The organism is Chitinophaga niabensis (genome assembly GCF_039545795.1).
Taxonomy (GTDB): Bacteria; Bacteroidota; Bacteroidia; order Chitinophagales; family Chitinophagaceae; genus Chitinophaga; species Chitinophaga niabensis_B.
In genome coordinates this window covers 6368260-6391309 of sequence record NZ_CP154260.1, presented here as the reverse complement: position 1 = coordinate 6391309, position 23050 = coordinate 6368260, and the positions used below count along the sequence as shown (strand labels likewise).

Annotated in this window: 24 protein-coding genes; 15 read left to right on the top strand and 9 right to left on the bottom strand. The window is 45.0% G+C overall.

The window, feature by feature from the left end:
* Positions 1 to 88: 88 nt before the first annotated feature.
* Positions 89 to 961: a helix-turn-helix domain-containing protein gene (locus AAHN97_RS25705; protein ID WP_343304944.1), complete on the bottom strand. Its 873-nt coding sequence runs from the start codon at positions 959 to 961 to the stop codon at positions 89 to 91.
* 202 nt (positions 962 to 1163) lie between these two features.
* Here AAHN97_RS25705 and ispG point away from each other — a divergent pair, with 202 nt between their 5' ends.
* Together ispG and AAHN97_RS25695 are read left to right on the top strand one after the other, a co-directional pair.
* Positions 1164 to 3146: a (E)-4-hydroxy-3-methylbut-2-enyl-diphosphate synthase gene (gene ispG, locus AAHN97_RS25700; protein WP_343304943.1), complete on the top strand. Its 1983-nt coding sequence runs from the start codon at positions 1164 to 1166 to the stop codon at positions 3144 to 3146.
* 247 nt (positions 3147 to 3393) lie between these two features.
* The gene (locus AAHN97_RS25695) at positions 3394 to 3915 is read left to right on the top strand and encodes a hypothetical protein (protein ID WP_343304942.1); all 522 of its coding nucleotides are present in this window, start codon (positions 3394 to 3396) and stop codon (positions 3913 to 3915) included.
* A 48-nt stretch (positions 3916 to 3963) separates the two neighbouring features.
* Here the strand turns inward: AAHN97_RS25695 and metH are convergent, their stop codons facing one another.
* Together metH and AAHN97_RS29010 are read right to left on the bottom strand one after the other, a co-directional pair.
* Complete coding sequence (gene metH / locus AAHN97_RS25690; RefSeq protein WP_430516955.1) at positions 3964 to 6672, bottom strand: methionine synthase; 2709 nt, start codon at positions 6670 to 6672, stop codon at positions 3964 to 3966.
* A gap of 30 nt (positions 6673 to 6702) precedes the next feature.
* Complete coding sequence (locus AAHN97_RS29010; protein ID WP_430516954.1) at positions 6703 to 7716, bottom strand: homocysteine S-methyltransferase family protein; 1014 nt, start codon at positions 7714 to 7716, stop codon at positions 6703 to 6705.
* A gap of 453 nt (positions 7717 to 8169) precedes the next feature.
* Here AAHN97_RS29010 and AAHN97_RS25685 point away from each other — a divergent pair, with 453 nt between their 5' ends.
* The gene (locus AAHN97_RS25685) at positions 8170 to 8361 is read left to right on the top strand and encodes a hypothetical protein (protein ID WP_343304941.1); all 192 of its coding nucleotides are present in this window, start codon (positions 8170 to 8172) and stop codon (positions 8359 to 8361) included.
* A gap of 84 nt (positions 8362 to 8445) precedes the next feature.
* Here the strand turns inward: AAHN97_RS25685 and AAHN97_RS25680 are convergent, their stop codons facing one another.
* Together AAHN97_RS25680 and radA are read right to left on the bottom strand one after the other, a co-directional pair.
* On the bottom strand, positions 8446 to 9129 hold the full coding sequence (locus tag AAHN97_RS25680; protein WP_343304940.1) for a ComF family protein: 684 nt from the start codon (positions 9127 to 9129) through the stop codon (positions 8446 to 8448).
* Between the two features lie 44 nt (positions 9130 to 9173).
* Positions 9174 to 10541 carry a DNA repair protein RadA gene (gene radA, locus AAHN97_RS25675; protein ID WP_343304939.1) on the bottom strand — a complete coding sequence of 456 codons (1368 nt, stop codon included), beginning with the start codon at positions 10539 to 10541 and terminating at the stop codon, positions 9174 to 9176.
* Between the two features lie 563 nt (positions 10542 to 11104).
* Between radA and AAHN97_RS25670 the strand changes: the two genes are divergently transcribed.
* From AAHN97_RS25670 to pyrH, 6 genes are all read left to right on the top strand, one after another.
* Positions 11105 to 11800 carry a zinc metallopeptidase gene (locus tag AAHN97_RS25670; RefSeq protein WP_343304938.1) on the top strand — a complete coding sequence of 232 codons (696 nt, stop codon included), beginning with the start codon at positions 11105 to 11107 and terminating at the stop codon, positions 11798 to 11800.
* Between the two features lie 246 nt (positions 11801 to 12046).
* The gene (rplM, locus tag AAHN97_RS25665) at positions 12047 to 12490 is read left to right on the top strand and encodes a 50S ribosomal protein L13 (RefSeq protein WP_074241451.1); all 444 of its coding nucleotides are present in this window, start codon (positions 12047 to 12049) and stop codon (positions 12488 to 12490) included.
* A gap of 13 nt (positions 12491 to 12503) precedes the next feature.
* The gene (gene rpsI, locus AAHN97_RS25660) at positions 12504 to 12893 is read left to right on the top strand and encodes a 30S ribosomal protein S9 (protein WP_074241452.1); all 390 of its coding nucleotides are present in this window, start codon (positions 12504 to 12506) and stop codon (positions 12891 to 12893) included.
* A 45-nt stretch (positions 12894 to 12938) separates the two neighbouring features.
* Positions 12939 to 13967, top strand: coding sequence for a 30S ribosomal protein S2 (gene rpsB / locus AAHN97_RS25655; RefSeq protein WP_074241453.1), 1029 nt, complete (start codon positions 12939 to 12941; stop codon positions 13965 to 13967).
* A 136-nt stretch (positions 13968 to 14103) separates the two neighbouring features.
* Positions 14104 to 14928, top strand: coding sequence for a translation elongation factor Ts (gene tsf, locus AAHN97_RS25650; protein ID WP_343304937.1), 825 nt, complete (start codon positions 14104 to 14106; stop codon positions 14926 to 14928).
* Positions 14929 to 15059: 131 nt separating this feature from the next.
* A complete protein-coding gene (gene pyrH, locus AAHN97_RS25645; protein ID WP_343304936.1) occupies positions 15060 to 15773 on the top strand; it encodes a UMP kinase in 714 nt (237 codons plus the stop codon).
* Positions 15774 to 16262: 489 nt separating this feature from the next.
* Here the strand turns inward: pyrH and AAHN97_RS25640 are convergent, their stop codons facing one another.
* From AAHN97_RS25640 to AAHN97_RS25630, 3 genes are all read right to left on the bottom strand, one after another.
* The gene (locus tag AAHN97_RS25640; RefSeq protein ID WP_343304935.1) at positions 16263 to 16784 is read right to left on the bottom strand and encodes a hypothetical protein; all 522 of its coding nucleotides are present in this window, start codon (positions 16782 to 16784) and stop codon (positions 16263 to 16265) included.
* 278 nt (positions 16785 to 17062) lie between these two features.
* Positions 17063 to 17242: a hypothetical protein gene (locus AAHN97_RS25635; RefSeq protein ID WP_343304934.1), complete on the bottom strand. Its 180-nt coding sequence runs from the start codon at positions 17240 to 17242 to the stop codon at positions 17063 to 17065.
* Between the two features lie 185 nt (positions 17243 to 17427).
* Positions 17428 to 19362, bottom strand: coding sequence for a tetratricopeptide repeat-containing sensor histidine kinase (locus tag AAHN97_RS25630; RefSeq protein WP_343304933.1), 1935 nt, complete (start codon positions 19360 to 19362; stop codon positions 17428 to 17430).
* A gap of 351 nt (positions 19363 to 19713) precedes the next feature.
* On the opposite strand from AAHN97_RS25630, the gene AAHN97_RS25625 reads away from it, so the two are divergent.
* From AAHN97_RS25625 to AAHN97_RS25600, 6 genes are all read left to right on the top strand, one after another.
* A complete protein-coding gene (locus AAHN97_RS25625) occupies positions 19714 to 19995 on the top strand; it encodes a hypothetical protein (protein WP_343304932.1) in 282 nt (93 codons plus the stop codon).
* Between the two features lie 70 nt (positions 19996 to 20065).
* Entirely contained in the window at positions 20066 to 20341 is a 276-nt protein-coding gene (locus AAHN97_RS25620; RefSeq protein WP_343304931.1) for a hypothetical protein, read from the top strand.
* 98 nt (positions 20342 to 20439) lie between these two features.
* Positions 20440 to 21201: an exodeoxyribonuclease III gene (locus AAHN97_RS25615; RefSeq protein ID WP_343304930.1), complete on the top strand. Its 762-nt coding sequence runs from the start codon at positions 20440 to 20442 to the stop codon at positions 21199 to 21201.
* 2 nt (positions 21202 to 21203) lie between these two features.
* Positions 21204 to 21506: a DUF4286 family protein gene (locus AAHN97_RS25610; protein ID WP_074241462.1), complete on the top strand. Its 303-nt coding sequence runs from the start codon at positions 21204 to 21206 to the stop codon at positions 21504 to 21506.
* Positions 21507 to 21802: 296 nt separating this feature from the next.
* Entirely contained in the window at positions 21803 to 22072 is a 270-nt protein-coding gene (locus tag AAHN97_RS25605; protein ID WP_074241463.1) for an HU family DNA-binding protein, read from the top strand.
* 130 nt (positions 22073 to 22202) lie between these two features.
* Positions 22203 to 22319 (top strand): 30S ribosomal protein THX, encoded by a 117-nt coding sequence (locus tag AAHN97_RS25600; RefSeq protein WP_074241464.1) that lies wholly within the window; start codon positions 22203 to 22205, stop codon positions 22317 to 22319.
* A gap of 44 nt (positions 22320 to 22363) precedes the next feature.
* Here AAHN97_RS25600 and pdxH read toward each other — a convergent pair whose 3' ends face one another.
* On the bottom strand, positions 22364 to 22999 hold the full coding sequence (pdxH, locus tag AAHN97_RS25595; RefSeq protein WP_343304929.1) for a pyridoxamine 5'-phosphate oxidase: 636 nt from the start codon (positions 22997 to 22999) through the stop codon (positions 22364 to 22366).
* Positions 23000 to 23050 lie beyond the last annotated feature (51 nt).

Sequence of the window (23050 nt, the reverse complement as noted above, 5' to 3'; positions counted from 1 at the left end):
GCCCTAAAAGCTTGGTTTCCTTTTAACGAGATGTAAAAGTAGTGACCATTTAGGCGCTATGTTTGGACAAACAGACGATTGGCTGGTACTATTTGAACATTGTGTCCCTGAACTCATGGGGAGAGGTGGAAGTATGCTGCCGGAAAAAGCGGCTGAAATAAGCCGGATCCTCAAACCCCAGTTCATAACAGATCTCTTTTACGCTCCTGTGGCTAAATGCCAGTTGCCGCTTGGCCTCCAGGATCAACCTCGCACGGATCATATCTGTAATGGTTTTACCAATTGCCTCCCTTGTTATCTCATTTAACCGCTTGGCAGTAAGCGCAAAATGTTTTGCATAAAAAGCCGCCTGATGCTCCTTGCGGAAATGCTTTTCCACCACCCTCCGCAACTCTATGATCCGGGCATCATGATGTAACAGCGCAGGGGAATTTGCCACATTATGTTTTTTCTCCCGCTCTGCCAGTAAGAGAAAGGCATTCAATAAGTGTTTGATCACACTACTGCTGCTCCCTTCCAGCTGAATGGATAATTCCTCCCGCATTAAGGTGATCAGCATGGAAAAATTGGCTGCCGTGGCATTACTAATGCGTATGGGCGCATACTCCTGTGTATCATCGAACAAAGTGGTAAAATCGTACAAGGATTCACGGTCGTGTTTATTGCTGAAGTAGAATTTCTCTGTGAAAGTGATGCTGAAACCAAACATGCCATTCTCCGGCAATTGATGGATCTGGCCGGGACGGAGCAGAAAGATCATTTGATCCTCCATATCATATGTCACAAAATCCACCACATGCTCCCCTTTGGCTTTGGTCAGCCAGAGGATCTGAAAATCGTGATGCCGGTGCGGCTGGCCTGCCAGGTCGCTATGGAAGTGTTCCACTTCAAAGATACTGAATTGGCCTTTTAGTGGTAATTTCTGATAGGGTATGGTATCCACGGTTTTGTTATGGTGCATCATATGCTGTTAAAAAAGCCGGTTACAAACATACTGAGAGGTTAAAACTAGGCATAATAACGACATATCCTTTACCGTTCATATAAAACCTGTTATCCGGGAAGGGGTTATACCGTAAAAGATTCCGGGAATCTTTCTCAATATATTAACCCTCTGCCGCTGAATCTTTCCTAATTTTGCGTTACATCTATATTCTATTTTCATGCAATTGTATTGCCATTCGCTGACTCAGTATAAACGTTTAGCCACTCTGGAAGTAAAAGTGGGAGACCTTACCATCGGAAACTTTAACCCTATCCGTATCCAAACCATGACCACCACGGATACCATGGATACCCAGGGAACCGTAGCACAGGCCATCCGTTGTATTGAAGCAGGAGCAGAACTGGTGCGCATTACAGCTCCCAGCAAAAAAGAAGCGGAAAACCTGCTTCCCATCAAAAATGAATTACGCCGCCTGGGTTATAACACCCCGCTGGTAGCAGATATACACTTTACTCCCAATGCGGCAGAAATAGCTGCCCGCATCGTGGAAAAAGTACGGGTAAACCCGGGTAACTATGTAGATAAAAAGAAATTTGAACTGCTGGAATATACCGATGCGGAATACCTGGAGGAAATAGACCGTATCCGCGAACGCTTCACCCCATTAGTGAACATCTGCAAAGAATACGGCACCGCCATGCGGATCGGCACTAACCATGGTTCCCTCAGTGACCGTATCATGAGCCGTTATGGCGATACGCCAATGGGAATGGTGGAAAGCGCAATGGAATTCCTCCGCATTGCGGAAGACCTTCATTACCGGAACATTGTACTCAGCATGAAATCCAGTAACCCGCAGGTGATGGTGCAGGCCTATCGTTTACTGGTGCAGACCATGCAGCAGGAACTGGGTCATTGTTATCCCCTCCACCTGGGTGTAACTGAAGCCGGCGATGGAGAAGACGGACGGATCAAATCCGCAGCCGGTATCGGCACATTGCTGGAAGATGGTGTAGGAGATACTATCCGGGTTTCCCTCACGGAAGATCCTGAATTTGAACTACCCGTTTGCCGCGATCTGGTAAAACGTTATACACACCGTATTTCTCATACACCCATCCTCCCGCTTAAAGATCCGGAAAAGCTTCCCTACTCCCCCTTTGCCTTCAAACGCAGGGATACTGGGGAGGTAGATAACATCGGAGGCAAACAGGTTCCGGTAGTAGTAGCTGATCTTAGTCATCTGCACCACATTTCCTCTAAAGAACTGCAAGGCATCGGGTATAACTATGATGCAGATACGGATAAATGGAACATCGGTGATGCCGCAGCAGATTACATCTTCACCGGCAACCAGGAACTGAACTTTGCTTTGCCCGGTACGCTGAAAGTGATCGTACAATATCATACCTGGCTGCAGGCAGCTGATAAAGAAAAATACTTCCCTTACTTTGACATACAGGGATATCTCGCAGCCCGCCGGGAAAAACGTTTGGCCCAGATCAACTTCGTTCATGCAAATGCAGACGAGCTGGGCACTACAGACTTTACAGCATTCCTGGAAAATCTGGAAAACAACGTAGTTCCTGTGCTGCATTCCTCCTCTGCCCATGCCATGGCCGCTATCAGAAGGGCCATGGTGGACCTGATGGAAAGAAAGATCACACAACCGGTGATCCTGCTATGCAACAGCGGACATAATAATCCGGAAGAGGACCTTATCCATTATGCTACAGAAACCGGTGCGCTCCTGCTCGATGGTTTTGGGGACGGACTTTGGCTGAAAGCCTTGCCAGACCTTTCTGTTAGCCGGCAGCCCTCTCCTGTAACAGAACCCCTGGGCCTGATCAACAATGTGGCCTTTGGCATTCTGCAGGCTACCCGTTCCAGGATCTCTAAAACAGAATATATCTCCTGCCCCTCCTGCGGCCGTACCCTGTTTGACTTACAGGAAACCACTGCCCGCATCCGCGCAGTCACCAATCATTTAAAAGGGGTGAAAATTGCCATCATGGGATGTATCGTAAACGGTCCCGGTGAAATGGCTGATGCCGACTTTGGATATGTTGGCAGCGGCGTAGGCAAGATCACGCTTTACCGTGGCAAAGAAGTTGTGAAACGCGGGCTCAGCAGTGATGTGGCCGTGGATGAGCTGATCGATCTGATCAGGGATAACGGGATGTGGGTAGATGTGAAGTAATGAAATAAAAAGAAGAGAGGCGCATTGCCATACGCCTCTCTAAAACTGTAACTGGGGTTAACAAAAGCAGTGTACCTTAACTTGATTTCAAATTCTGAACTTTTTTGGGGTTAAATGCGATTCTTAAGCACGTGATAAAGGTACTACCCTCAAGAGGGTAGATCAAGCGTATTTTTACGCAAATTTTAACGTGGTTTCCCTGAACATCAGTCTGTTATTATCATTATCTTTAAATTAAACCCGTGTTATGAAAAATATCTTCGTTATTGGATGCCTGCTGCTTATGGCTTGTGGCAGCGGCAATAAACAAACCAATACTACGGATACGCTCAAAACAGATAGCACCAGTGCCCCTCCGGCTACCAATATTCCTATTCATTTCAGGCAGATCAATGGATACTTTGTAAAGAATACACTCAATCAGAAGGATAGTATCGCCTGCTGGGTGATCCAGTCCCAGCCTATCTTTGACAATATCTTCGGGGCAGCAAAGACCATGAACAATACGGTGGACACGATCAATTTTGATCGCGAGGTACTCCTGGCAGCTACACTTCCGGCCTCTTTTGAGAAAAGAACGCTGGGACTCACCAACTATAAACTGGATGGCCCCGTTCTGCATGTACAGCTATCCGTTAACGGCGGCAAGAAGGAAAGTTATAGTTCTACAGCAGCCTGGCTGGGTGCTGTACAGGATATAGCAGGCCTGAAAGAGATCAAGTTCTACAACGGGGACCTGCTGATAGCAACTATTCCCCTGTTAAAATAAAAAAGCCCTTCACAATGTGAAGGGCTTTTCGTTTATGCATTGACTTTATTACATATCATATTCCAGGTTCGGACGCAGCCATTTCTCTGCTTCTTCCAAAGGCCATCCTTTCCTCTTCGCATAATCTTCCACCTGATCTTTTTCAATCTTACCTAATCCGAAGTATTTGGATTCGGGGTTGGCTAAGTACCAGCCACTCACACTGGATGCAGGGTACATGGCCAGTGATTCCGTAAGGATGATCCCCGTTTCTTCTGTTGCATTCAACAGATCAAAGAGTTTATACTTCTCTGTATGTTCCGGGCAGGCAGGATAACCTGGCGCAGGGCGGATACCCAGGTACTCCTCCTTGATCAGCTGTTCGTTGCTCAAATGTTCTTCCGTGGCATAACCCCAGAATTCCTTCCGCACTCTTTCATGCAGCAATTCCGTAAATGCCTCTGCAAAGCGGTCTGCCAGTGCTTTCAGCATGATACTGCTATAATCATCGTGTTCTTTTCTGAACTCTTCCAGCTTTTCTTCAATACCTTCTCCCGTGGTAACTGCAAAACCTCCTATATAATCCTGCTTACCTGTTGATTTAGGCGCAATGTAATCTGCTAGGCTGAAGTTAGGCTGGCCAGGCGCTTTCTTGATCTGCTGCCGCAGGAACTCCAATGGGAACTCAGCCCCATCAGGAGCGGTTACCATAACAGAGTCTGCACCATTTGAATTTGCAGGGAACATACCTATCACCGCTCTTGCACGTAACCATTTTTCATCAATGATCTTCTTCAGCATATCCTGCGCGTCCTTATACAAACGGGTAGCTTCCACACCCACCACACTGTCTTCCAGGATCTGGGGGAATTTACCATGCAGTTCCCATGCAATAAAGAATGGCTGCCAGTCTATATACTTAGCGATCTCTGCAAGATCATAATCTGTAAATGTTTTAGTGCCCAGCAATGCAGGTTTCACCGGGTTGAAATTGTTCCAGTCAACCGGCACTTTATTTTGCCTGGCCTGGTCAACAGTGAGGTATTGTTTAACCGGGCGCTTATTGCGGAATGCCTCATTCAGTTTCACATATTCCGTATTCACCTCTTGCAGGAAATTCTTATTTAATGCTTTGTTCAGGAGGTTACCGGTAACGGTTACACTCCGGGATGCATCCAATACGTGCACTACACCATTTTCATATTCAGGTGCGATCTTCACGGCTGTATGCGTACGGGATGTGGTAGCACCGCCTATCAGCAAAGGAATATTGAATTTCTGCCGTTTTAGTTCCCGGGCAATGTGTACCATTTCATCCAGGCTGGGTGTGATCAAACCACTAAGACCTATAATATCTACCTGGTGTTCTTTTGCTGCCTGCAGTATCTTGTCAGCAGGCACCATCACTCCCAGGTCTATGATATCATAACCATTACAACCCAGTACCACACCAACAATATTCTTACCGATATCGTGTACATCTCCTTTTACGGTGGCCAGTAATATTCTACCGGCAGATTTGATCTGCCCGCCATTCAGTCTTACATACTCTGCTTTCTCTTCTTCAATGAATGGCGTCAGTACCGCAACGGACTTTTTCATCACCCGTGCACTCTTCACCACCTGCGGCAGGAACATTTTACCAGCGCCAAAAAGATCTCCTACCACATTCATCCCATCCATCAGCGGACCTTCGATCACCTGTAAGGGACGGTCGTATTTCTGACGGGCTTCTTCTGTATCTGCTTCAATATAATCTGTGATACCATTTACCAATGCATGGCTCAATCTTGCTTCCACTGTACCTTCTCTCCATGCCTGGCTCTTCTCTTCCACCTTTCCTTTTGCTTTCACCGTTTCTGCAAAAGTGATCAGGCGTTCCGTTGCATCTTCTCTGCGGTTGAGGATAGCATCTTCACATAATTCGCGGAGCTGAGGTTCTATCTCATCATAGATCTGGATCATACCGGCGTTCACAATACCCATATCCAGACCAGCTTTGATGGCATGGAGCAGGAATACGGAGTGCATGGCCTCCCGCACCGTATCATTCCCACGGAAAGAGAAAGAAACGTTACTCACACCACCACTGATCTTTGTGAGCGGCATCAGTTTTTTGATCTGGCGGCAGGCTTCGATGAACTCAACTGCATAGTTGTTGTGTTCTTCAATACCAGTAGCTATCGCAAAGATATTCGGATCGAAAATGATGTCCTGGGGATCGTAGCCTACTTTTTCCGTAAGGATCTTATAAGCACGATGACAGAAATCCACCCGTTTCTGCAAAGTATCTGCCTGGCCGTTTTCATCGAAAGCCATTACAACAACAGAAGCACCATAGCTCTGGCAGATGATGGCATGTTCTATGAACTTCTCCTCACCTTCTTTTAAGCTGATGGAGTTAACGATACATTTACCCTGCAGGCATTTAAGTCCCGCCTCGATCACACTGAACTTACTGGAATCGATCATCACGGGTATGCGGGAGATATCAGGTTCTGAAGCCAGCAGGTTAAGGAAAGTGGTCATGGCCTTCTCACCGTCAAGCAACGCATCGTCCATGTTCACATCTAATACCTGCGCACCGCTTTCTACCTGTTGGCGTGCAACAGACAATGCCTCCTCGAATAATCCTTCACGGATCAGTCTTGCAAATTTCTTGGAGCCTGTTACGTTGGTACGTTCACCTACGTTAAGAAAGTTAGTTTCCGGCCTTACAACCAGTGGTTCGAGACCACTTAACCGCAAATACGGTTTAATAATATGTGGAGTATTCATGCTAATTTTTCCTCTTATTCAGATGCTTTATTACAATGTTGCTTCCAACACTGGCAATGGACGTGGGGCAATGGAGCTTACATTCTGCGCCATATGACGGATGTGATCAGGTGTGGTACCGCAACAGCCGCCAACAATGTTCACAAAACCTTCCTTTGCAAAATCTTCAATGATGTGGGCAGTTTCATGTGGCTCTTCATCGTATTCACCAAATGTATTGGGTAAACCGGCGTTAGGATAACAGCTCACATAACAACCTGCTATCTGTGAAAGCTCCTCTATATATGGCCTCATCTGCTCGCCTCCCAATGCACAGTTCAAACCGATAGAAAATGGTTTTGCGTGCATCACGGAGATATAGAAAGCCTCGAGCGTTTGACCACTCAACGTTCTGCCGGAAGCATCTGTAATAGTACCGGAGATCATAATAGGCAATTCCGGTTTACCGGTATCGCGGAAGTATTTCTTAATAGCAAAGATGGCACCTTTACAATTGAGCGTGTCAAAGATGGTTTCGATCAGCAGGATATCCGCACCAGCTTCAGACAGTGCTTTCACCTGTTGGTAATAAGCATCCACCACTTCATCAAAGGTCACTGAACGGAACCCGGGGTTGTTCACATCCGGAGAAATAGACAATGTTTTATTCAAAGGGCCTATGGCGCCGGCAACAAAACGAGGTTTATCAGGATTGCGGCGGGTGTAATCATCCGCTGCGCGCCTGGCCACCTGTACGGAAGCCACGTTCATTTCATATGCCAGGTCCTGCATATCGTAATCAGCCTGTGCAATTACAGTGCTGCTGAATGTATTGGTTTCAATAATGTCTGCCCCCGCTTCCAGGTATTCCCTGTGTATGGCTTCAATAATGCCGGGCTGGGTGATAGACAAAAGGTCGCTGTTACCTTTCACATCTGAATGGTAATCTTTAAATCGTTCCCCCCTGTAATCAGATTCCTGGAGTTTGTAGCGCTGGATCATGGTGCCCATTGCACCATCAATGATGAGGATACGCTCTGAGGCGCATTGTTGTAATGATTTCATGGCAATAACGTTTATTAGTTACGGTTTACAATACAACCCGGGGGTCGAACAATAAACAAATCTACCTTCGGGCATTTGCAAAGATAGATAACTCCTGAATAATAACAGCATAAGCATTGCCTATGAGCCGATTGCAAGGCCTTATAAGAATCCTAAAGACACAATATTCTAATTTTCAGCCAGTTACGCAGAATATGATATAAATCATAAAAAATAATTTTTGTTAGAATGAAAAGTCCACTAAATTTGTAGGGTAATAGCAACGAAACAGAAACCAACCGTTCAATATTTTAAAACTATGCTTTTAAAGGAGCCGTTTGAAGATCATGTTCACCTGCAGGCAGCTGTATCCTACCACCACCGCGCTGCCGCCGGATGTTGTTATATGTGATGCTGATAGCATTGACCCGATCAGTTAGAAAACATATTAATAACCCGGAAAATTTATTCGAGATGACGATCAAAGACGATATCGGACAATTGAGCCGCAACCTGGAAAAGCTGGGATTGCAACAGGTGATTGTTGAGAACTCCCTGGCGGATGATTCCTTCAGAGTAGTGTACATCAACAAGAACGTAAAACAGGGATCTAAAGAAAATACTCCAGGAAAAGGAAAAAATAAAAATCTTCCTCATAAGCTGTAGTTGACATAATGCAACAATTGCGTATTCATAACGTGGAATAGTTACCAGAGACAGGTGTTTTCGAACACCTGTATTTTTTTGCCCCTACCTGTTGGCATAAGCAAGGCTGCAGATACTTAACGTAACATCTCCTGCATCCAGTAATGCATGCCCACAGGCTTCAAGAGTAGCACCGGTGGTCAATACATCATCCACCAGCAGCACATGGCTGTTCTTTACTTTCTCCTGGTTGTTCAGCAGAAAAACTTCCGCTACATTCTCCCATCTTTCCAGCCTGGTTTTATGGGTTTGGGTAACGGCATGCGCTTTACGGCTGAGGCCATCTTCCGCTAGATCACAACCCAATATGTCAGCAATGCCATTCGCAAGCATTGCCGCCTGGTTGTATCCTCTGTGCCGCAACTTCACTTTATTCAGGGGAACAGGTATGATCAATGAAATATGCTGCCACCAGCTGCTTTGCTTTAATTGTAAGCCAAGCTGGCGGCCCAGGTAAACAGCAATATCTTTTCTCCCCTTGTATTTAAACTGATGAATCAGCTGCTGCAAACAACCGTCCCTTGCAAAGTAATAACCAGCCATGGCATGCTGCACCGGCACCCGTCCCCAAAAGACCTTCTCTACAGGATTATTGGCTGTTAATTGAAAAGAGGTAGCCGGCATTTTTCTCATGCAGCTGATACATAACACTTCTTCCGTACGGGTAAGATCATGTCCGCAATTTTCGCAGACATGCGGATATAACAAGTGAAGCAATGATCGGATCATTACACTTCGTTTTAAGGTTAACAAAACAATGCCGGTTCCGATGATCAGAATAAGAAACGATATACTTCTTCTACCCTGCCCAGGGGAACCACTTCGATATTCAATTTACTGAAATCAAGCCCTTTCTTATGATATTTAGAGATAAATATTTTATCGAATCCCAGCTTCTCCGCTTCTGCTATACGTTGCTCAATCCTGTTAACAGCGCGGATCTCACCACTCAATCCAACTTCACCCGCAAAGCAATATTTATGCGATACGCCGGTATCTTCGTAGGAAGATAACAACGCACATAACACGGCAAGATCAATAGAAGGATCTTCTACCCGGATGCCGCCGGCTATATTCAGGAATACATCCTTTACCCCAAAATGGAAACCACCTCTTTTCTCCAATACCGCCAGTAACATTTGCAAACGGCGCAGATCAAAACCCGTAGCTGTCCGTTGCGGTGTTCCATATACAGATTGTGTTACCAATGCCTGTACTTCCACTAACATAGGACGCAACCCTTCAATAGTAGATGCAATGGCTACGCCGCTTAAAAGATCATCTCTCTGGGATATCAGTATCTCGGAAGGATTACTTACCTGCCGGAGTCCTTCTCCGGACATCTCATATATACCCAATTCTGCTGTTGAACCAAATCTGTTCTTGATAGTACGGAGTATCCTATAGGCATAATGCTGATCGCCCTCAAACTGCAAAACCGTATCCACCATGTGTTCCAGGATCTTTGGGCCTGCTATGGAGCCATCTTTTGTGATATGGCCTATCAGAAAAACCGGGGTGTTGGTCTCTTTAGCAAAGCGTTGCATCTCTGCGGCAGTTTCCCTTATCTGAGATACACTTCCCGGAGCAGATTCTATCAGGGGAGATTGTAACGTTTGAATGGAATCGATGATCACCAACTGAGGTTCCAGTTTTTTGATCTCCTGGAAGATAACCTGTGTAGATGTTTCCGTAAGCAGATAAAATTGATCATTCTGTATCTTCAATCTGTCTGCCCGCATTTTGATCTGTTGCTCACTTTCTTCTCCACTGATATACAGTGTTTTAATTCCTTTCAGCAACAATGCATTCTGCAGGAATAAAGTAGATTTACCAATGCCCGGCTCACCACCTACCAATACCAGCGAACCCGCTACTATGCCTCCTCCCAGCACTCTGTTCAACTCTGCATCAGGGGTTAACCATCTTCTTTCTTCAAGTCCTTCCACTGCATCAAGACTTACTACTTTGGGTGCCTTTGGAGATTCTGTTTTCCATTCCTGTTGACGTAGCGGTATATCCTTCTGAACTTTTTCTTCTACAAAAGTGTTCCATTGATTACAAGAAGGACATTTACCTGTCCACTTTGCTGTTTCATAACCGCAATTCTGACAAAAAAATGCTGTTTTGATTTTACTCATGCAGCAAAGTAAGATGAAAAAAAGGAGAAGAATAAATCAACGATCTTATCATCGCATTTTGATGCGAAAAATTGAAAATCGATTCTAAAAAAAGAGAAAATCGGGGATAAGAATGCCTTAAATGAGAAAAGAGCCAACGGAGGATTCCGCTGACTCTTTCTACTTACTAACCCATTAAATTCACGACTAAATTACTAAATGGCTCGAGAATAAAAAAGTTTATTTAAAGGATGTTAATAACTTTTAAAGTGTTAACTCTGGTGGCAGCCTGTCGGCTGGAAGCCTCTATTGTAGCCTATTTCGCCCTCAAGTAATTTTCAGCAACTACTCGTAAAATATTGATAGAGAAGGGTGGTAATACAAGCATTCATATATTAATATTCGAACATATTACAAATATATATAACCACACAAAATGACCTTTCGGCTGGCCTTAAAACCCCTCTTTCAGACAAAGTGACAGTGTTAATTTTTTGCTGCTGACAAATCCTTCTGCTTTTTCAAATGGTAAGAGTTTTGATAGTAATTGAGGGTCAAATTAAGACAACACATTAAAAACAATTATGATGCTAACACCAGGAGTGACTATCATTTCATTGATCTTCTTTGGCATCAGTATGCTGGTAAGCTACAGATTAAGAAATAAATTCAAGCAATACAGCGCTGTGCCAACCTCTTCAGGCCTTACCGGGCGGGAGATAGCTGAAAAAATGCTGAAGGATAATGGTATTTATGACGTAAAAGTTATATCTGTGGACGGACACCTGAGCGACCACTATAACCCGGCTAATAAAACCGTGAACCTCAGCCCGGATGTATATAATAACAACAGTGTGGCCGCAGCTGCAGTAGCGGCTCACGAATGCGGCCATGCTGTACAGCACAGTAAAGGCTATCAATGGCTGACCTTAAGATCCAAACTGGTACCGGCCGTGCAGTTCAGTTCCACCATTATGCCCTGGGTGCTTTTAGGGGGGGTGCTGATGCTCAAGGTTTTTCCGGGCCTGTTGCTGGGCGGGATTATTCTCTTTGCCATTACTACCTTATTCTCTCTGATCACCCTGCCGGTAGAGTTTGATGCTTCAAAAAGAGCGCTCCAGTGGCTGGATAGTACAGGAATAACTTATCAAAAGGAGCATGCCATGGCCAAAGATGCGCTTTGGTGGGCTGCCATGACTTATGTAGTGGCCGCTGTATCCTCCCTGGTTCTCCTGTTCCATTATGTATTAATGTACCTGGGGGCGCGGGATCGTAACTAACAGCTATAATAACTCCATATAAAAAGCAGAAAGGGCCGGGTTTTCGGTCCTTTCTGCTGTAAAAGACCCTGTAAAACCGGGCATTTAATAACCTGTTGATAACTCCTCGTCAAATTCTTTATTGAATATCAATACATTATGAGCATGCCCTGAAAAAAAGAGGCTCAAACTGATGGTTATTTTATTTTTACAACTTAGCTTTGCACTCCCAAATAGGGCGAGAAATAAATCTTATTTTATTAAGCAATGAATACTTTAAGCTACAGAACGAAATCTGCCAATGACGCTTACGTAAAGCGCGACTGGCATATCGTGGATGCTACCAACCTGACCGTAGGTAGAATGTCCGCGAAAATTGCAGCCATCCTGAGAGGTAAGAATAAGCCTTACTATACTCCTCACACTGACTGTGGTGACAATGTTATTGTGATAAACGCTGATAAAGTTGTTTTCACAGGTAACAAACTGAACGATAAGGAGTACCTGACTTATTCCGGTTACCCCGGTGGTCAAAAAGCAGAGGTTGCTAAAGACCTGCTGCGCCGTCGTCCTGAAGTTGTGATCGAAAGGGCAGTAAAAGGTATGTTACCTAAAAACCGCCTGGGTCGTGCGATGTACAAAAAACTTTTTGTTTACGCCGGTGCAGAACATCCTCATGGCGCACAGAAACCGCAACCTTTAACTTTCTAATCACACCTGAATAATGGAAAAACAAAAAAATACTATCGGTCGTCGTAAGGAAGCAGTTGCCCGCGTTTACGTGAGCAAAGGTACCGGCACCATTCTGGTGAACGACAAGGATTATAAAACATATTTCGCGCTGATCTATCTGCAAAATCAGGTAGAAGCGCCTTTCAAAACCATTGACGCGCTGGATAAATTCGATGTTAAGGTGAATGCGCAAGGTGGCGGTATCAAAGGTCAGGCTGAAGCTGTAAAGCTGGGTATTGCTCGTGCACTGTGCGAGATCAATCCTGAATTCCGTCCTGCACTGAAAGCTGCCGGCTTGTTGAAACGTGATCCGAGATCAGTTGAACGTAAGAAACCAGGTAAAGCTAAAGCTAGAAGAAGCTTCCAGTTCTCTAAACGTTAATGATTGTATCATTCAATTCTTGACCATCAATTTGATTAAAACAACATGGAAAATAATACTTCATTACAGCAGCAGTTACTGGAAGCCGGTGTACACTTCGGTCACCTGAAGAAGAAATGGAACCCGAAGATGCTGCCTTATATTTTCGCAGAAAAGAAAGGTATTCATATCATTGACCTCAACAAAACTGTTGAAGGTTTACAGGAAACAGCAGCAGCGCTGAAATCCATCGCAAAAAGCGGTAAAAAGATCATGTTCGTAGCTACAAAAAAGCAAGCGAAAGAAATCGTTGCCGAAGCTGCAAAACGCGTGAACATGCCTTATGTTACCGAAAGGTGGTTAGGTGGTATGTTGACCAACTTTGCTACCATCCGTAAGAGCGTTAAGAAAATGCAGAGCATTGAAAAGATGCTGGCTGATGGTACCTTTGATAACATTACCAAGAAAGAGCGTCTCACGCTCTCCCGTGATAAGGATAAAATGGAAAAAGTACTGGGTGGTATCTCCCAACTGGCACGTGTTCCATCTGCCCTGTTCATCGTAGACATCAGCCACGAGCACATTGCTTTGGCAGAGGCAAAACGCCTTGGTGTTTCTACTTTCGGTATGGTGGATACTAACTCCGACCCTACTAAAGTTGACTTCGCAATCCCTGCGAACGATGACGCAACTAAATCTATCGCTATCATCGTAAGCTACATTGCTGCTGCAATCGCTGAAGGTCTTGCTGAAAGAGCTGTTGAAAAAACTGACGAAGTTTCTGAAGAAGAAGAAGCAGACAACCGCATCCGCAAATTTGAGCTGGAAGGTGGTGATGAAAAAGGTGAAAGAGGTCGTAAACCTGGTGGTCCCGGACGTGGTCCTGGTGGCCCGGGCGGTCGCGGTCCTGGTGGTCCCGGACGTGGTCCTGGAGGCCCTGGTGGTAACCGCGGTGGCGGTGGCGGCAGAAGCGGCGGCGGTAATCGTCCCGGTGGTGGCGGCAACCGTCCTGGTGGCGGTGGTGGCAATCGCCCAGGTGGCGGTGGCGGCGGATTCCGTCCTTCCGGTGCAGGCAGACCTGGTCCTTCCAGATAATTTAATGCTAACATAACTTTCGTGAATCGTGAATGGTACCTAATCGTTCACGATTCACTTTATAAAGATTCCCTGAACCATTTGTTCCCGCAAATGCGTCCATTCAAATTTTCAACATATAAACTGATTATATACCATGGCAACAATTACAGCAGCTGATGTAAACAAACTGCGTCAGCAAACAGGAGCTGGCATGATGGATTGCAGAAAGGCACTGGTTGAAACTGACGGTGACTTTGAAAAAGCAGTTGATTATCTCCGTAAAAAAGGTCAAAAAGTAGCTGCGCTGCGTTCTGACCGTGAAACAAAAGAAGGTGTTGTGATCGCTAAAACTACTGCAGACGGTAAAGCTGGTGTGGTAGTACTGCTGAGCTGCGAAACCGACTTCGTAGCCAAAAACGATGATTTTATCAAATTTGCCCAATCAATCGCTGATCTGGCGCTGGCTAATAACAGCCAGTCTGCTGAAGAACTGAACGCTGCCCAACTGGATGGCGCTACAGTAGCTGATAAAGTAAACGACCAGGTTGCTAAAATCGGTGAAAAGATCACCCTGAGCAAATTCGAAAGAATAGAAGCTGCTTCCGTTATTGCTTACATTCATGGTAACTACCGTATGGGCGTACTGGTTGGCTTCAGCAAACCAGTATCTGAAGAAGTAGGTAAAGACGTTGCTATGCAGATTGCAGCGATGAACCCGATTGCTGTTGATGCAGACGGCGTACCTGCTGAACTGATCGCCAGAGAGAAAGAGATCGCTATCGAACAGATCAAAGCTGAAGGCAAACCTGCTGAAATGGCTGAAAAGATCGCTGCCGGTAAGATCAACAAGTTCTTTAAAGAAAGCACCCTGTTACAGCAGATCTTCGTAAAAGATGATAAAAAATCTGTGGCAGACTACCTGAAATCCGTAGACGGAGATTTGAAGGTGGCTTCCTTTAAGCGCGTTGCATTAGGATAATCTAACCAGATAATACAAAAGGAGAGAATGTAAAAATTCTCTCCTTTTTTTTGCATATAGCATTCCAGGGAATATTTTTGAGGATGGAATTGTATATTTATTAGTAGAATCTTACAATAATCATAGCTGACATGTTGCCAAAGTACAAAAGAATTTTGCTCAAACTGAGTGGAGAATCCCTGATGGGAACTAGTAATTATGGAATTGATCCGAAGGTGATCACTCAGTATGCGCACGACATCAAAACCGTTACAGACCTGGGCGTGCAAGTGGCTGTAGTAATTGGCGGAGGTAATATCTACCGTGGAATGAATGAAGCAGAAACCGGTATTGAACGGGCCCAGGGAGACTACATGGGTATGCTGGCAACCGTGATTAATGGAATGGCCCTGCAAAGTGGCCTTGAAAAGGCTGGTATGTATACCCGTCTGCAATCAGCCATCAAAATGGAGCAGATCGCAGAACCTTATATTCGCCGCCGCGCCATCCGCCACCTTGAAAAAGGCCGCGTGGTGATCTTTGGGGCTGGTACCGGTAATCCTTATTTCACAACAGATACGGCCGCCTCTTTGCGTGCTATTGAGATCCAGGCTGATGTGATCCTGAAAGGAACCCGTGTGGACGGTATTTACACTGCCGACCCGGAAAAGGACCCTTCTGCCACCAAATATGAAACCATCACTTTCTCCGAAGTTTATCAGAAATCACTGAATGTAATGGATATGACAGCCTTTACACTCTGCCAGGAGAACAAACTGCCGATCATCGTATTTGATATGAATAAGACCGGTAACCTGTTACAAGTGATCATGGGCAGAAATGTAGGTACGCTCGTTAAAGGATAATAAAACGCATTATTGATATAAAAAGCCGGCCGGACTCCCTTGATGGATGTCCGGCCGGCTTTTTTAATGGATCTTAATATCCGGAGAGGAATCCCCGGATCACTATCATTCAACCATATTCTAATGAGAAAACATGTACAAATGTTCGCTATCCGCTAAAGAGGAAAAAAACACCGGGGAAGAATCCCCGGATCGCATGAGCTATGTTCGCTATACTCCTATGAGAGTGAGTTATGTTTTTAGTTAAAGGGATAAACATCAGGGAAAGGAATTTAGCACCCCTCACAGCCCTTCTGAGGCATTAACAGCATCATCCATGCCCTCTGAGGAGAAACACATCCGGAGAAGACTCCCCGGACCCTCTTATGGTTATGCTTATGAAACGTACTTGTGATCTTAATAATCCTGCTTTGAAAACAAAGAATAAGGAAGAAGATATCCGGAGAAGACTCTCCGGACCCTTTGTTTACAAAACCATACCCGTTTTACTCAACAATTTTCAGACAGTTCAGGAAAACAATGGTGATAATGCGTCATTATACCTTCCGGATCATATCCCTCCTGATAAAAAGCAGCGGAAGAGAAAGTATAGTCTGTTACACCACTACAAAACCCTGCGGAAACAGGCACTTCATGTAACTGTCCTAACTTTTCTTCCGCTGCATCTGCATCAGGGATAACAGCAGAAAAAGAAGTTTTCTCCCAGAACTGGAACTGCCGGTCATGCAACTGACTCCTGTAAAGCTCCAGTTCTTTCCTGTCCACGGCCCAAAGGCGCCGCTTGATCTGCTGCGCTGTAAATTTTAGCAGCATCTGCCGGATATTTCTATGCTCCCACTCCGGTTGCTTCTTCCACAACAGATGAAATTCATCTTCCATGATCACATACCCATATAGCCATATCCGTTCCTCTCTTACCATGAATGCGAGACTGTTCATCACAATCTCTTTATGTTCATCCTTTCTTAATAACAGCCTGTTATTACTACAGCTGGCAGTAAAAAGTTCCATATCGTTCTTTTAAAAATATATGTAGAATGCAGATACCTGAAATGCAGACCGGGAGGCCTCCCCCTGAACATCCACTCCGGATACAACCCTATACTCATCCAGTAATACAGGCCGGCGAAATGTATTTCATCTGAACCCCAAATCCGTAGGGGGAGGTGTTATTGCAGAGATCTAGAATAACCCGGTCATAAAGTGCAAAAGCTTCTCTATACGCAGATACCTCATCCGCATGTTTGCCTCGGCATATCATTTAACTCCTGCGTATTGCGTGAATAATACTATTTGTTCTTATTGAATGGTGGTGAAGGAAGTGGCCAGTCATTTCCCTTAAAATGTACGGCCAGCATAAGCAACAATTTACTTAACCCTTTTTCCGGCAAACTTTCGGCAGGAATATCACCCAGATAGAAAGATTCGGATAATCTACCTGTGATAAAGGTCTTTCCTGTTTTTTTCATGATAGGTGTTTTTTATTTTTGGTTACAGTACAATGGTTACCGGGTAACAAATGCAAATCGTTTATGCATGCAATTTAGGATGCAGAAATGAGAAAATGATCGTTCAGTTTATTCATTAATTCAGGTGGTGTTAAGACCTGTTAACGATAAATTATGCAGTTATACAGATGAAATATCAGGGTAGTTTATATCGTGTACTCAAAGGTAGTATAGTGTGTGCCATCGCTTTTAACACTGATGGTGCCTCCCATCTTTTCAATAAAATCTTTGCAGATGATCAACGCTAATCCTGCCCCACGGCCTGTTTCACGGGCTATCTTGCCCGGTGTTTTATAATCAAAGATATACGGCTGGTCATTCGCAGAAATGCCGCTGCCTTCATTTGTAATGGAAACGAATGTATGATCTGCTTCCCTTGCCGCAAAAATGGTGATACGGCTGCCTCTCAAAGAAAACTTCACAGCGTTGTGGAGAAGGTTGCGATGTACAAATTGCAGCATTTCATGATCGGCCTGTATCTTCAGCTCCGGCGGAATATGCACTTCCACTATCAGTTCCTTATCACTGATCTCCTGCGAAAGCGGCTCCCTTACTTCATTCCAGAGGTCTTTCAACACATGCACCTGGGGTGCATATTCAAAGCCCGCCAGCTGCGATTTTATCCAGCGCAGCACGGTTTCAAACAACGCTAATGTTTCTGTTGCCCTGGAGGCAATATTCACAGCTATCTCACGGAATTGCTCTGCCTGTATGTCTTTCTGCGTGAACAGTTCCGTCACCTTTATAATATGCCCTAAGGGCAGACGGAAATCATGGGCCAGGATACTTAACAGTTTGTTCTTAAAATCATCATGGCGTTGCAATTCTTTATTCTGCATGTGCACCAGCTTCGCCGCTTCCCTGAAGTGTTTCGTCTTTTGCCTGGAATTCCTGAAAGAGCGGTAATAAGAGGCCAGCAAACCTCCCAGCAACACACTGCATACCGTCAGGAAAATGATCAGCATGATCCTTTTATTCTTCTCCAGCCTGTCTGTTTCAATGGTTTGTTCCTGTAAAGCATTATTCAACCGCAGTGCTTTCAGTTCCTGTTCATGCAGGAATGATTCCGTGTAATCCAATTCTCCCTGCGTGCGCAACTCCTCCTGGTGAGCCGCTATCTCGCTCATCACATCTGCATAAGGAATTGCGGCAGCGGCGTTAATGGCTTTATAATGACGATAGAGGGCCGTAACCGGACGGGTCATTAATTTCTTATATCCCCCCATTACGGCAGCATCCAGCATTTTCTGCTTATAGCTGATACTATCCGGCATACCGGCAGAAGTGGAATAGAGGTCCAGTTGCGCATTGGCATATACAGCCAGGTACATCATACCTTCTTCTATTGCATGGGCAGATAACTTCTTCAGGTCTTCCATGGCCTGCAGCAGTTCCTTATTCCGGAATCTTTCATTTGCCATAAAAAGGCCGGTATAGGTGATCATCCTGTCATCATGATACCGGATGGCAATGTCCCTTGCTTTGTGTAATGCCCAACGCGCTGAATCCTGGCGGAGGCTGTCTTCCGCAAACATCCTGTAATAATTGGCCAGCATGGGAGACCATGCAGAATCACTCAAAAGCCGGCTGCCGATTGCTAGTGCTTCTGTTATATAAGGAGTAGCTATTGCCGGACGCCCTTCATAATGATAGTAACTGCCAATATTGTAGGTGGCCTGGCAGATCCCCGCAGAATCACCCATGCTTTTAAAACGTTGCAGCGCCTCCATGTAAAAACGATGCGCAAGCCGGCTGTTGTTGAGGAAAGTAAAACAGGAACCAAGGTTCATATAAGCATCCGCCAGCCCTTTAGGATAATGTATCCGGTCTGATAACACCTGTGCCTCTTTTGCATATTTATAACTACTGTCCAGCTGCCCGGCAATATATAATGAACTGATCCGGTTCAGCGCATCCGCATAACGCATGCTGTCACTCAGCCGGGGAAGTTTTTCCTTGACCGCATTTATCAATCTGGTTTGTGTATAAGCCTGCCGGGGAATACAAAACAGCAGGAAAAGGCAAAAGGGAACGGAGCACAGAATTGTGCGCTGCCAGAGGGAGAGGGGTGATTTTGTCATGCTTCAAACGTGTATCAGGCCAATACGGTGGCAGTTCTCAATATCAAGGCTAATTTCCGATTATTTTGTTAACCGTTTGCTAATTGCCCATTGTTCAAGCCCTGTTCAAAGAATGAACAGAGACCCTCTTATCTGCCTGATAATGAACAAAATGAACAGTTGCCGATCGATTGCACTGCCTTAATTTAGAGGTTGTCATAGAAAAATGATCACGGAAGTCCCCGCCACACGTTTCGCCAAGCGTTTGGTCCTTTTCCTGTAAACTACTGGTGTTAATGAATAGTGGCCATCACTCTCTGGCCAGGAAAAAACGGCGACCCTCAAAGTGTTTTTAACCAAAAATCCTATCATATGGAAAATTTACAAGCACACAACTATGGTTGCCAGGAATTGAACGCAGCCGATGAAAAAGACGTTAACGGTGGTTTCTTTTTGCTCAGCCTTACCAACACCAATGGTAAGATCACTGCCGGCACACAACTGGATACCAACGCCCTCACTTCCGGACTGCCTTTACCAGGCGGTGGTGGTGGATTGCCAGGCCTGGGTGGCTTAGGCAATTTACTGGCTCCCGTTACCAACCTGCTTAACAGTTTGTTAGGTGGCCTCGGTGGCGGTCTTCTGGGACTGTAATCAGAAAACTTCAGTGACGCTCCATTTAGCGGGCGTCACTGCCTTTTACCTTTCACTCAAACCCTGTTATATGCAAAAATTAGAATCAAACAATTACGGCTGCCAGGAACTGGACCTTCAAACTGCCAGTGATGTAAACGGCGGTTTAATTGATCTCGGTTTCCTCAAACTTGATTTTGCAAACACCAATGGTAAGATCAACGTAGGTATCACAGTAGATCCTAATGGCCTCACCAACCTTCCGGGTGGTGGCGGAACAGGCGGCCTCGGTAACCTGCTTTCACCTGTTACCAGTCTCCTGAACAGTTTGCTCGGCGGATTAGGCGGTATTGCTTTACCTATATAATCCCCCACAACGAATTTTAACAGTTAAAAGGTTGTCTGTAAAGACAGCCTTTTTTATTTGTGTACACTGAATCCTTACTTTTGCCTAAACTATTAACCATGAGGATCGTCACCTACAATGTTAATGGCCTTCGCTCTGCCATGACAAAAGGATTCACAGAATGGCTCAAAACCGACCCCGCAGATGTTATTTGCCTGCAGGAAGTAAAAGCACACCGGGACAATGTAGATTTCCAGCAATTTGAACAGCTCGGTTACCAGGATTACTGGTTTCCCGCTCAAAAGAAAGGATATAGCGGTGTGGCCATACTCACCAAAATAAAACCTGACCACTTACAATACGGCAATGGCTATATGCAAAGCGATGCGGAAGGAAGAGTAATAAGGGCCGATTTTGGCGACATCTCCATTATTAACACCTACATCCCCTCCGGCACCACCGGCGATGAAAGACAGACCTATAAATACCAATGGCTGGATGAATTCTATGAGTACCTCCAGCTGTTAAGAAAAGAAAGACCAAACCTGATTGTGGTGGGCGACTATAATATTGCACATAAACCTATTGATATTCACAACCCGGTGGCCAATAAAGACTCCTCAGGATACCTTCCTGAAGAAAGGGCCTGGATGAGCAAACTCTTTGATAATGGTTTTGTGGATACTTTCCGCCACTTCAACCCGGGACCTGATCAATACAGCTGGTGGAGCTTCCGGGCTAACGCACGTAATAATAATAAGGGATGGCGCATTGACTATATAAATGTAACCACTCCATTACAGGAACGGTTGGCCAATGCCGCTATCTGGCAAGATGTAAAACATTCTGACCACTGCCCCGTATACCTTCAATTAAAATAAACATGATCATACATAATGTAACCACTAAGGTTTCTCCTCTTATTAAGGACAGGTGGCTGGAATGGATGAAACAGGAACATATCCCTGAGATCATGGCCAGCGGCCTTTTTCACGATTACCGTATGGCCCGTTTGCTGGAACAGGATGATTCCGATGGACCTACTTATACTGTTCAGTACTTCACAGATACCCTGGAAAACTATTATACCTACCTCCAGGAATATGCTCCTGCACTTCGTCAAAAAGCTTTTAACGCTTTCGGAGACCAGTTTGTAGGCTTCGGAACGGTAATGCAGGTAGTATAGCTTATCAAACTTATCCACAGGAAATTCACTATTTTCAGGCACTTCAGGCTTTGGTACAATAGTTGAAGTAAGGGGGTGTTTTGATGCCAGATGTATTAAAACTCAATGCAGTAGCGCGTTTCGTTCTGAACATACTATATGTTCATCCGGTACGTTATTATAGGCAATCAGCTGTAAACGTTACCTGTAGGGTTTTTCAGCCTGTAAAAAAAAGTTTTAAAAATTTGGTAATCTTATAAAACGCGCTATATTTGCTCACATCAAACATTTTCTCACTAGTTAAATCTTAACTAACTATGAACAAAGCCGAATTGATCGACAAACTCGCCAAAGATGCTGGCGTTACTAAAACTCAAGCTAACGATGCTTTGGATTCTTTCACTAAAGCTGTTGCTGACACACTGAAAAAAGGTGGTAAAGTAACTTTAGTTGGTTTCGGTACTTTCTCTGTTTCCAAACGTGCTGCACGTAACGGTAGAAACCCCCAAACCGGCCAGATCATCAAGATCAAAGCAAAAAAAGTTGCTAAATTCAAAGCTGGTAAAGCGTTGTCTGACAAACTCTAAGAGTTGGCGACCCAACTTATTTAAGCAAGGAACATTATTTGTTTCTTGCTTTTTTTATTTTTGCTGTGCTGAAGCGCCCAAAAAGACGCACTTTTGCGAAAGATCATTCATCAATTAAATACTTAAAATCATGGGTAGAGGAGATATCAAAACCAAGAAGGGTAAGATTTCCAACGGTTCATTCGGTAAAGTTCGTCCTGCAAGGACCAAGAAGAACGCTGCTCCAAAAGCAGAAAAGAAAGCTTAATTTATTAGCAGCTCCGGGCCTGCAAATAGCCCGGAGCCGTTATTTTAAGGGGCCAGCCGGCTTATTTTCCAGCTGCCATTTGCCCCCTGTGTATATAATATACGGTCATGTAACCGGCTGCTCCTCCCCTGCCAGAACTCTACCTGCAAAGGTTTTACAAGATATCCGCCCCAATGTTCCGGTCGTTTTAACGTTTTCCCTTCCAGCGCTTTCACCCTCTCTTCCAGAAATGACCTCCCCGGGATCTCCTGGCTCTGTGGAGAAACAATCGCCCCGATCTGGCTGCCAACAGGCCTGGAGCTGAAATACTCATCACTGATGGTTACCGCCGCCTGGCTAACGGTACCTTCTATACGAACCTGCCGCTGTAACTCTTTCCAGAAGAATAATAAGGTCACCTGCGGATTTGCCGCCAGCTCCTGCCCCTTACGGCTATCATAATTTGTAAAGAACAGAAAGCCTTCTTCGTCAAAACTCTTCAATAACACTATCCGGGCAGATGGTTTACCGTCCGGCGTACTGGTGGCCAGGGTCATGGCATTAGGCTCTTCCAGCTCACTCTGCATCACTTCCAGCCACCAGCGTTCAAACTGCTGCACGGGCCCTGCCGCCATATCCTGCTCATTAAGTGTGGCCAGTTTATAATCCAGCCGCAGATCTGCTATCTTTTGATTGATCATCTGGTTGCTTTTTTGCAAAATTAAGACATATATACCCACACCTGCTGACCC

Excerpts from the sequence above, each read along its gene's own strand:
- pyrH (WP_343304936.1), top strand. The coding sequence starts at position 15,060 with ATGTTGCCAAAGTACAAAAGAATTTTGCTCAAACTGAGTGGAGAATCC.
- AAHN97_RS25680 (WP_343304940.1), bottom strand. The coding sequence starts at position 9,129 with ATGATCCGATCATTGCTTCACTTGTTATATCCGCATGTCTGCGAAAAT.
- AAHN97_RS25640 (WP_343304935.1), bottom strand. The coding sequence starts at position 16,784 with ATGGAACTTTTTACTGCCAGCTGTAGTAATAACAGGCTGTTATTAAGA.
- AAHN97_RS25615 (WP_343304930.1), top strand. The coding sequence starts at position 20,440 with ATGAGGATCGTCACCTACAATGTTAATGGCCTTCGCTCTGCCATGACA.
- AAHN97_RS25600 (WP_074241464.1), top strand. The coding sequence starts at position 22,203 with ATGGGTAGAGGAGATATCAAAACCAAGAAGGGTAAGATTTCCAACGGT.
- metH (WP_430516955.1), bottom strand. The coding sequence starts at position 6,672 with ATGAATACTCCACATATTATTAAACCGTATTTGCGGTTAAGTGGTCTC.
- AAHN97_RS25620 (WP_343304931.1), top strand. The coding sequence starts at position 20,066 with ATGCAAAAATTAGAATCAAACAATTACGGCTGCCAGGAACTGGACCTT.
- AAHN97_RS25635 (WP_343304934.1), bottom strand. The coding sequence starts at position 17,242 with ATGAAAAAAACAGGAAAGACCTTTATCACAGGTAGATTATCCGAATCT.
- AAHN97_RS25610 (WP_074241462.1), top strand. The coding sequence starts at position 21,204 with ATGATCATACATAATGTAACCACTAAGGTTTCTCCTCTTATTAAGGAC.
- tsf (WP_343304937.1), top strand. The coding sequence starts at position 14,104 with ATGGCAACAATTACAGCAGCTGATGTAAACAAACTGCGTCAGCAAACA.
- AAHN97_RS29010 (WP_430516954.1), bottom strand. The coding sequence starts at position 7,716 with ATGAAATCATTACAACAATGCGCCTCAGAGCGTATCCTCATCATTGAT.
- AAHN97_RS25625 (WP_343304932.1), top strand. The coding sequence starts at position 19,714 with ATGGAAAATTTACAAGCACACAACTATGGTTGCCAGGAATTGAACGCA.
- rplM (WP_074241451.1), top strand. The coding sequence starts at position 12,047 with ATGAATACTTTAAGCTACAGAACGAAATCTGCCAATGACGCTTACGTA.
- rpsB (WP_074241453.1), top strand. The coding sequence starts at position 12,939 with ATGGAAAATAATACTTCATTACAGCAGCAGTTACTGGAAGCCGGTGTA.
- AAHN97_RS25695 (WP_343304942.1), top strand. The coding sequence starts at position 3,394 with ATGAAAAATATCTTCGTTATTGGATGCCTGCTGCTTATGGCTTGTGGC.
- ispG (WP_343304943.1), top strand. The coding sequence starts at position 1,164 with ATGCAATTGTATTGCCATTCGCTGACTCAGTATAAACGTTTAGCCACT.
- AAHN97_RS25705 (WP_343304944.1), bottom strand. The coding sequence starts at position 961 with ATGCACCATAACAAAACCGTGGATACCATACCCTATCAGAAATTACCA.
- radA (WP_343304939.1), bottom strand. The coding sequence starts at position 10,541 with ATGAGTAAAATCAAAACAGCATTTTTTTGTCAGAATTGCGGTTATGAA.
- pdxH (WP_343304929.1), bottom strand. The coding sequence starts at position 22,999 with ATGATCAATCAAAAGATAGCAGATCTGCGGCTGGATTATAAACTGGCC.
- AAHN97_RS25670 (WP_343304938.1), top strand. The coding sequence starts at position 11,105 with ATGATGCTAACACCAGGAGTGACTATCATTTCATTGATCTTCTTTGGC.
- AAHN97_RS25605 (WP_074241463.1), top strand. The coding sequence starts at position 21,803 with ATGAACAAAGCCGAATTGATCGACAAACTCGCCAAAGATGCTGGCGTT.
- AAHN97_RS25685 (WP_343304941.1), top strand. The coding sequence starts at position 8,170 with ATGACGATCAAAGACGATATCGGACAATTGAGCCGCAACCTGGAAAAG.
- AAHN97_RS25630 (WP_343304933.1), bottom strand. The coding sequence starts at position 19,362 with ATGACAAAATCACCCCTCTCCCTCTGGCAGCGCACAATTCTGTGCTCC.
- rpsI (WP_074241452.1), top strand. The coding sequence starts at position 12,504 with ATGGAAAAACAAAAAAATACTATCGGTCGTCGTAAGGAAGCAGTTGCC.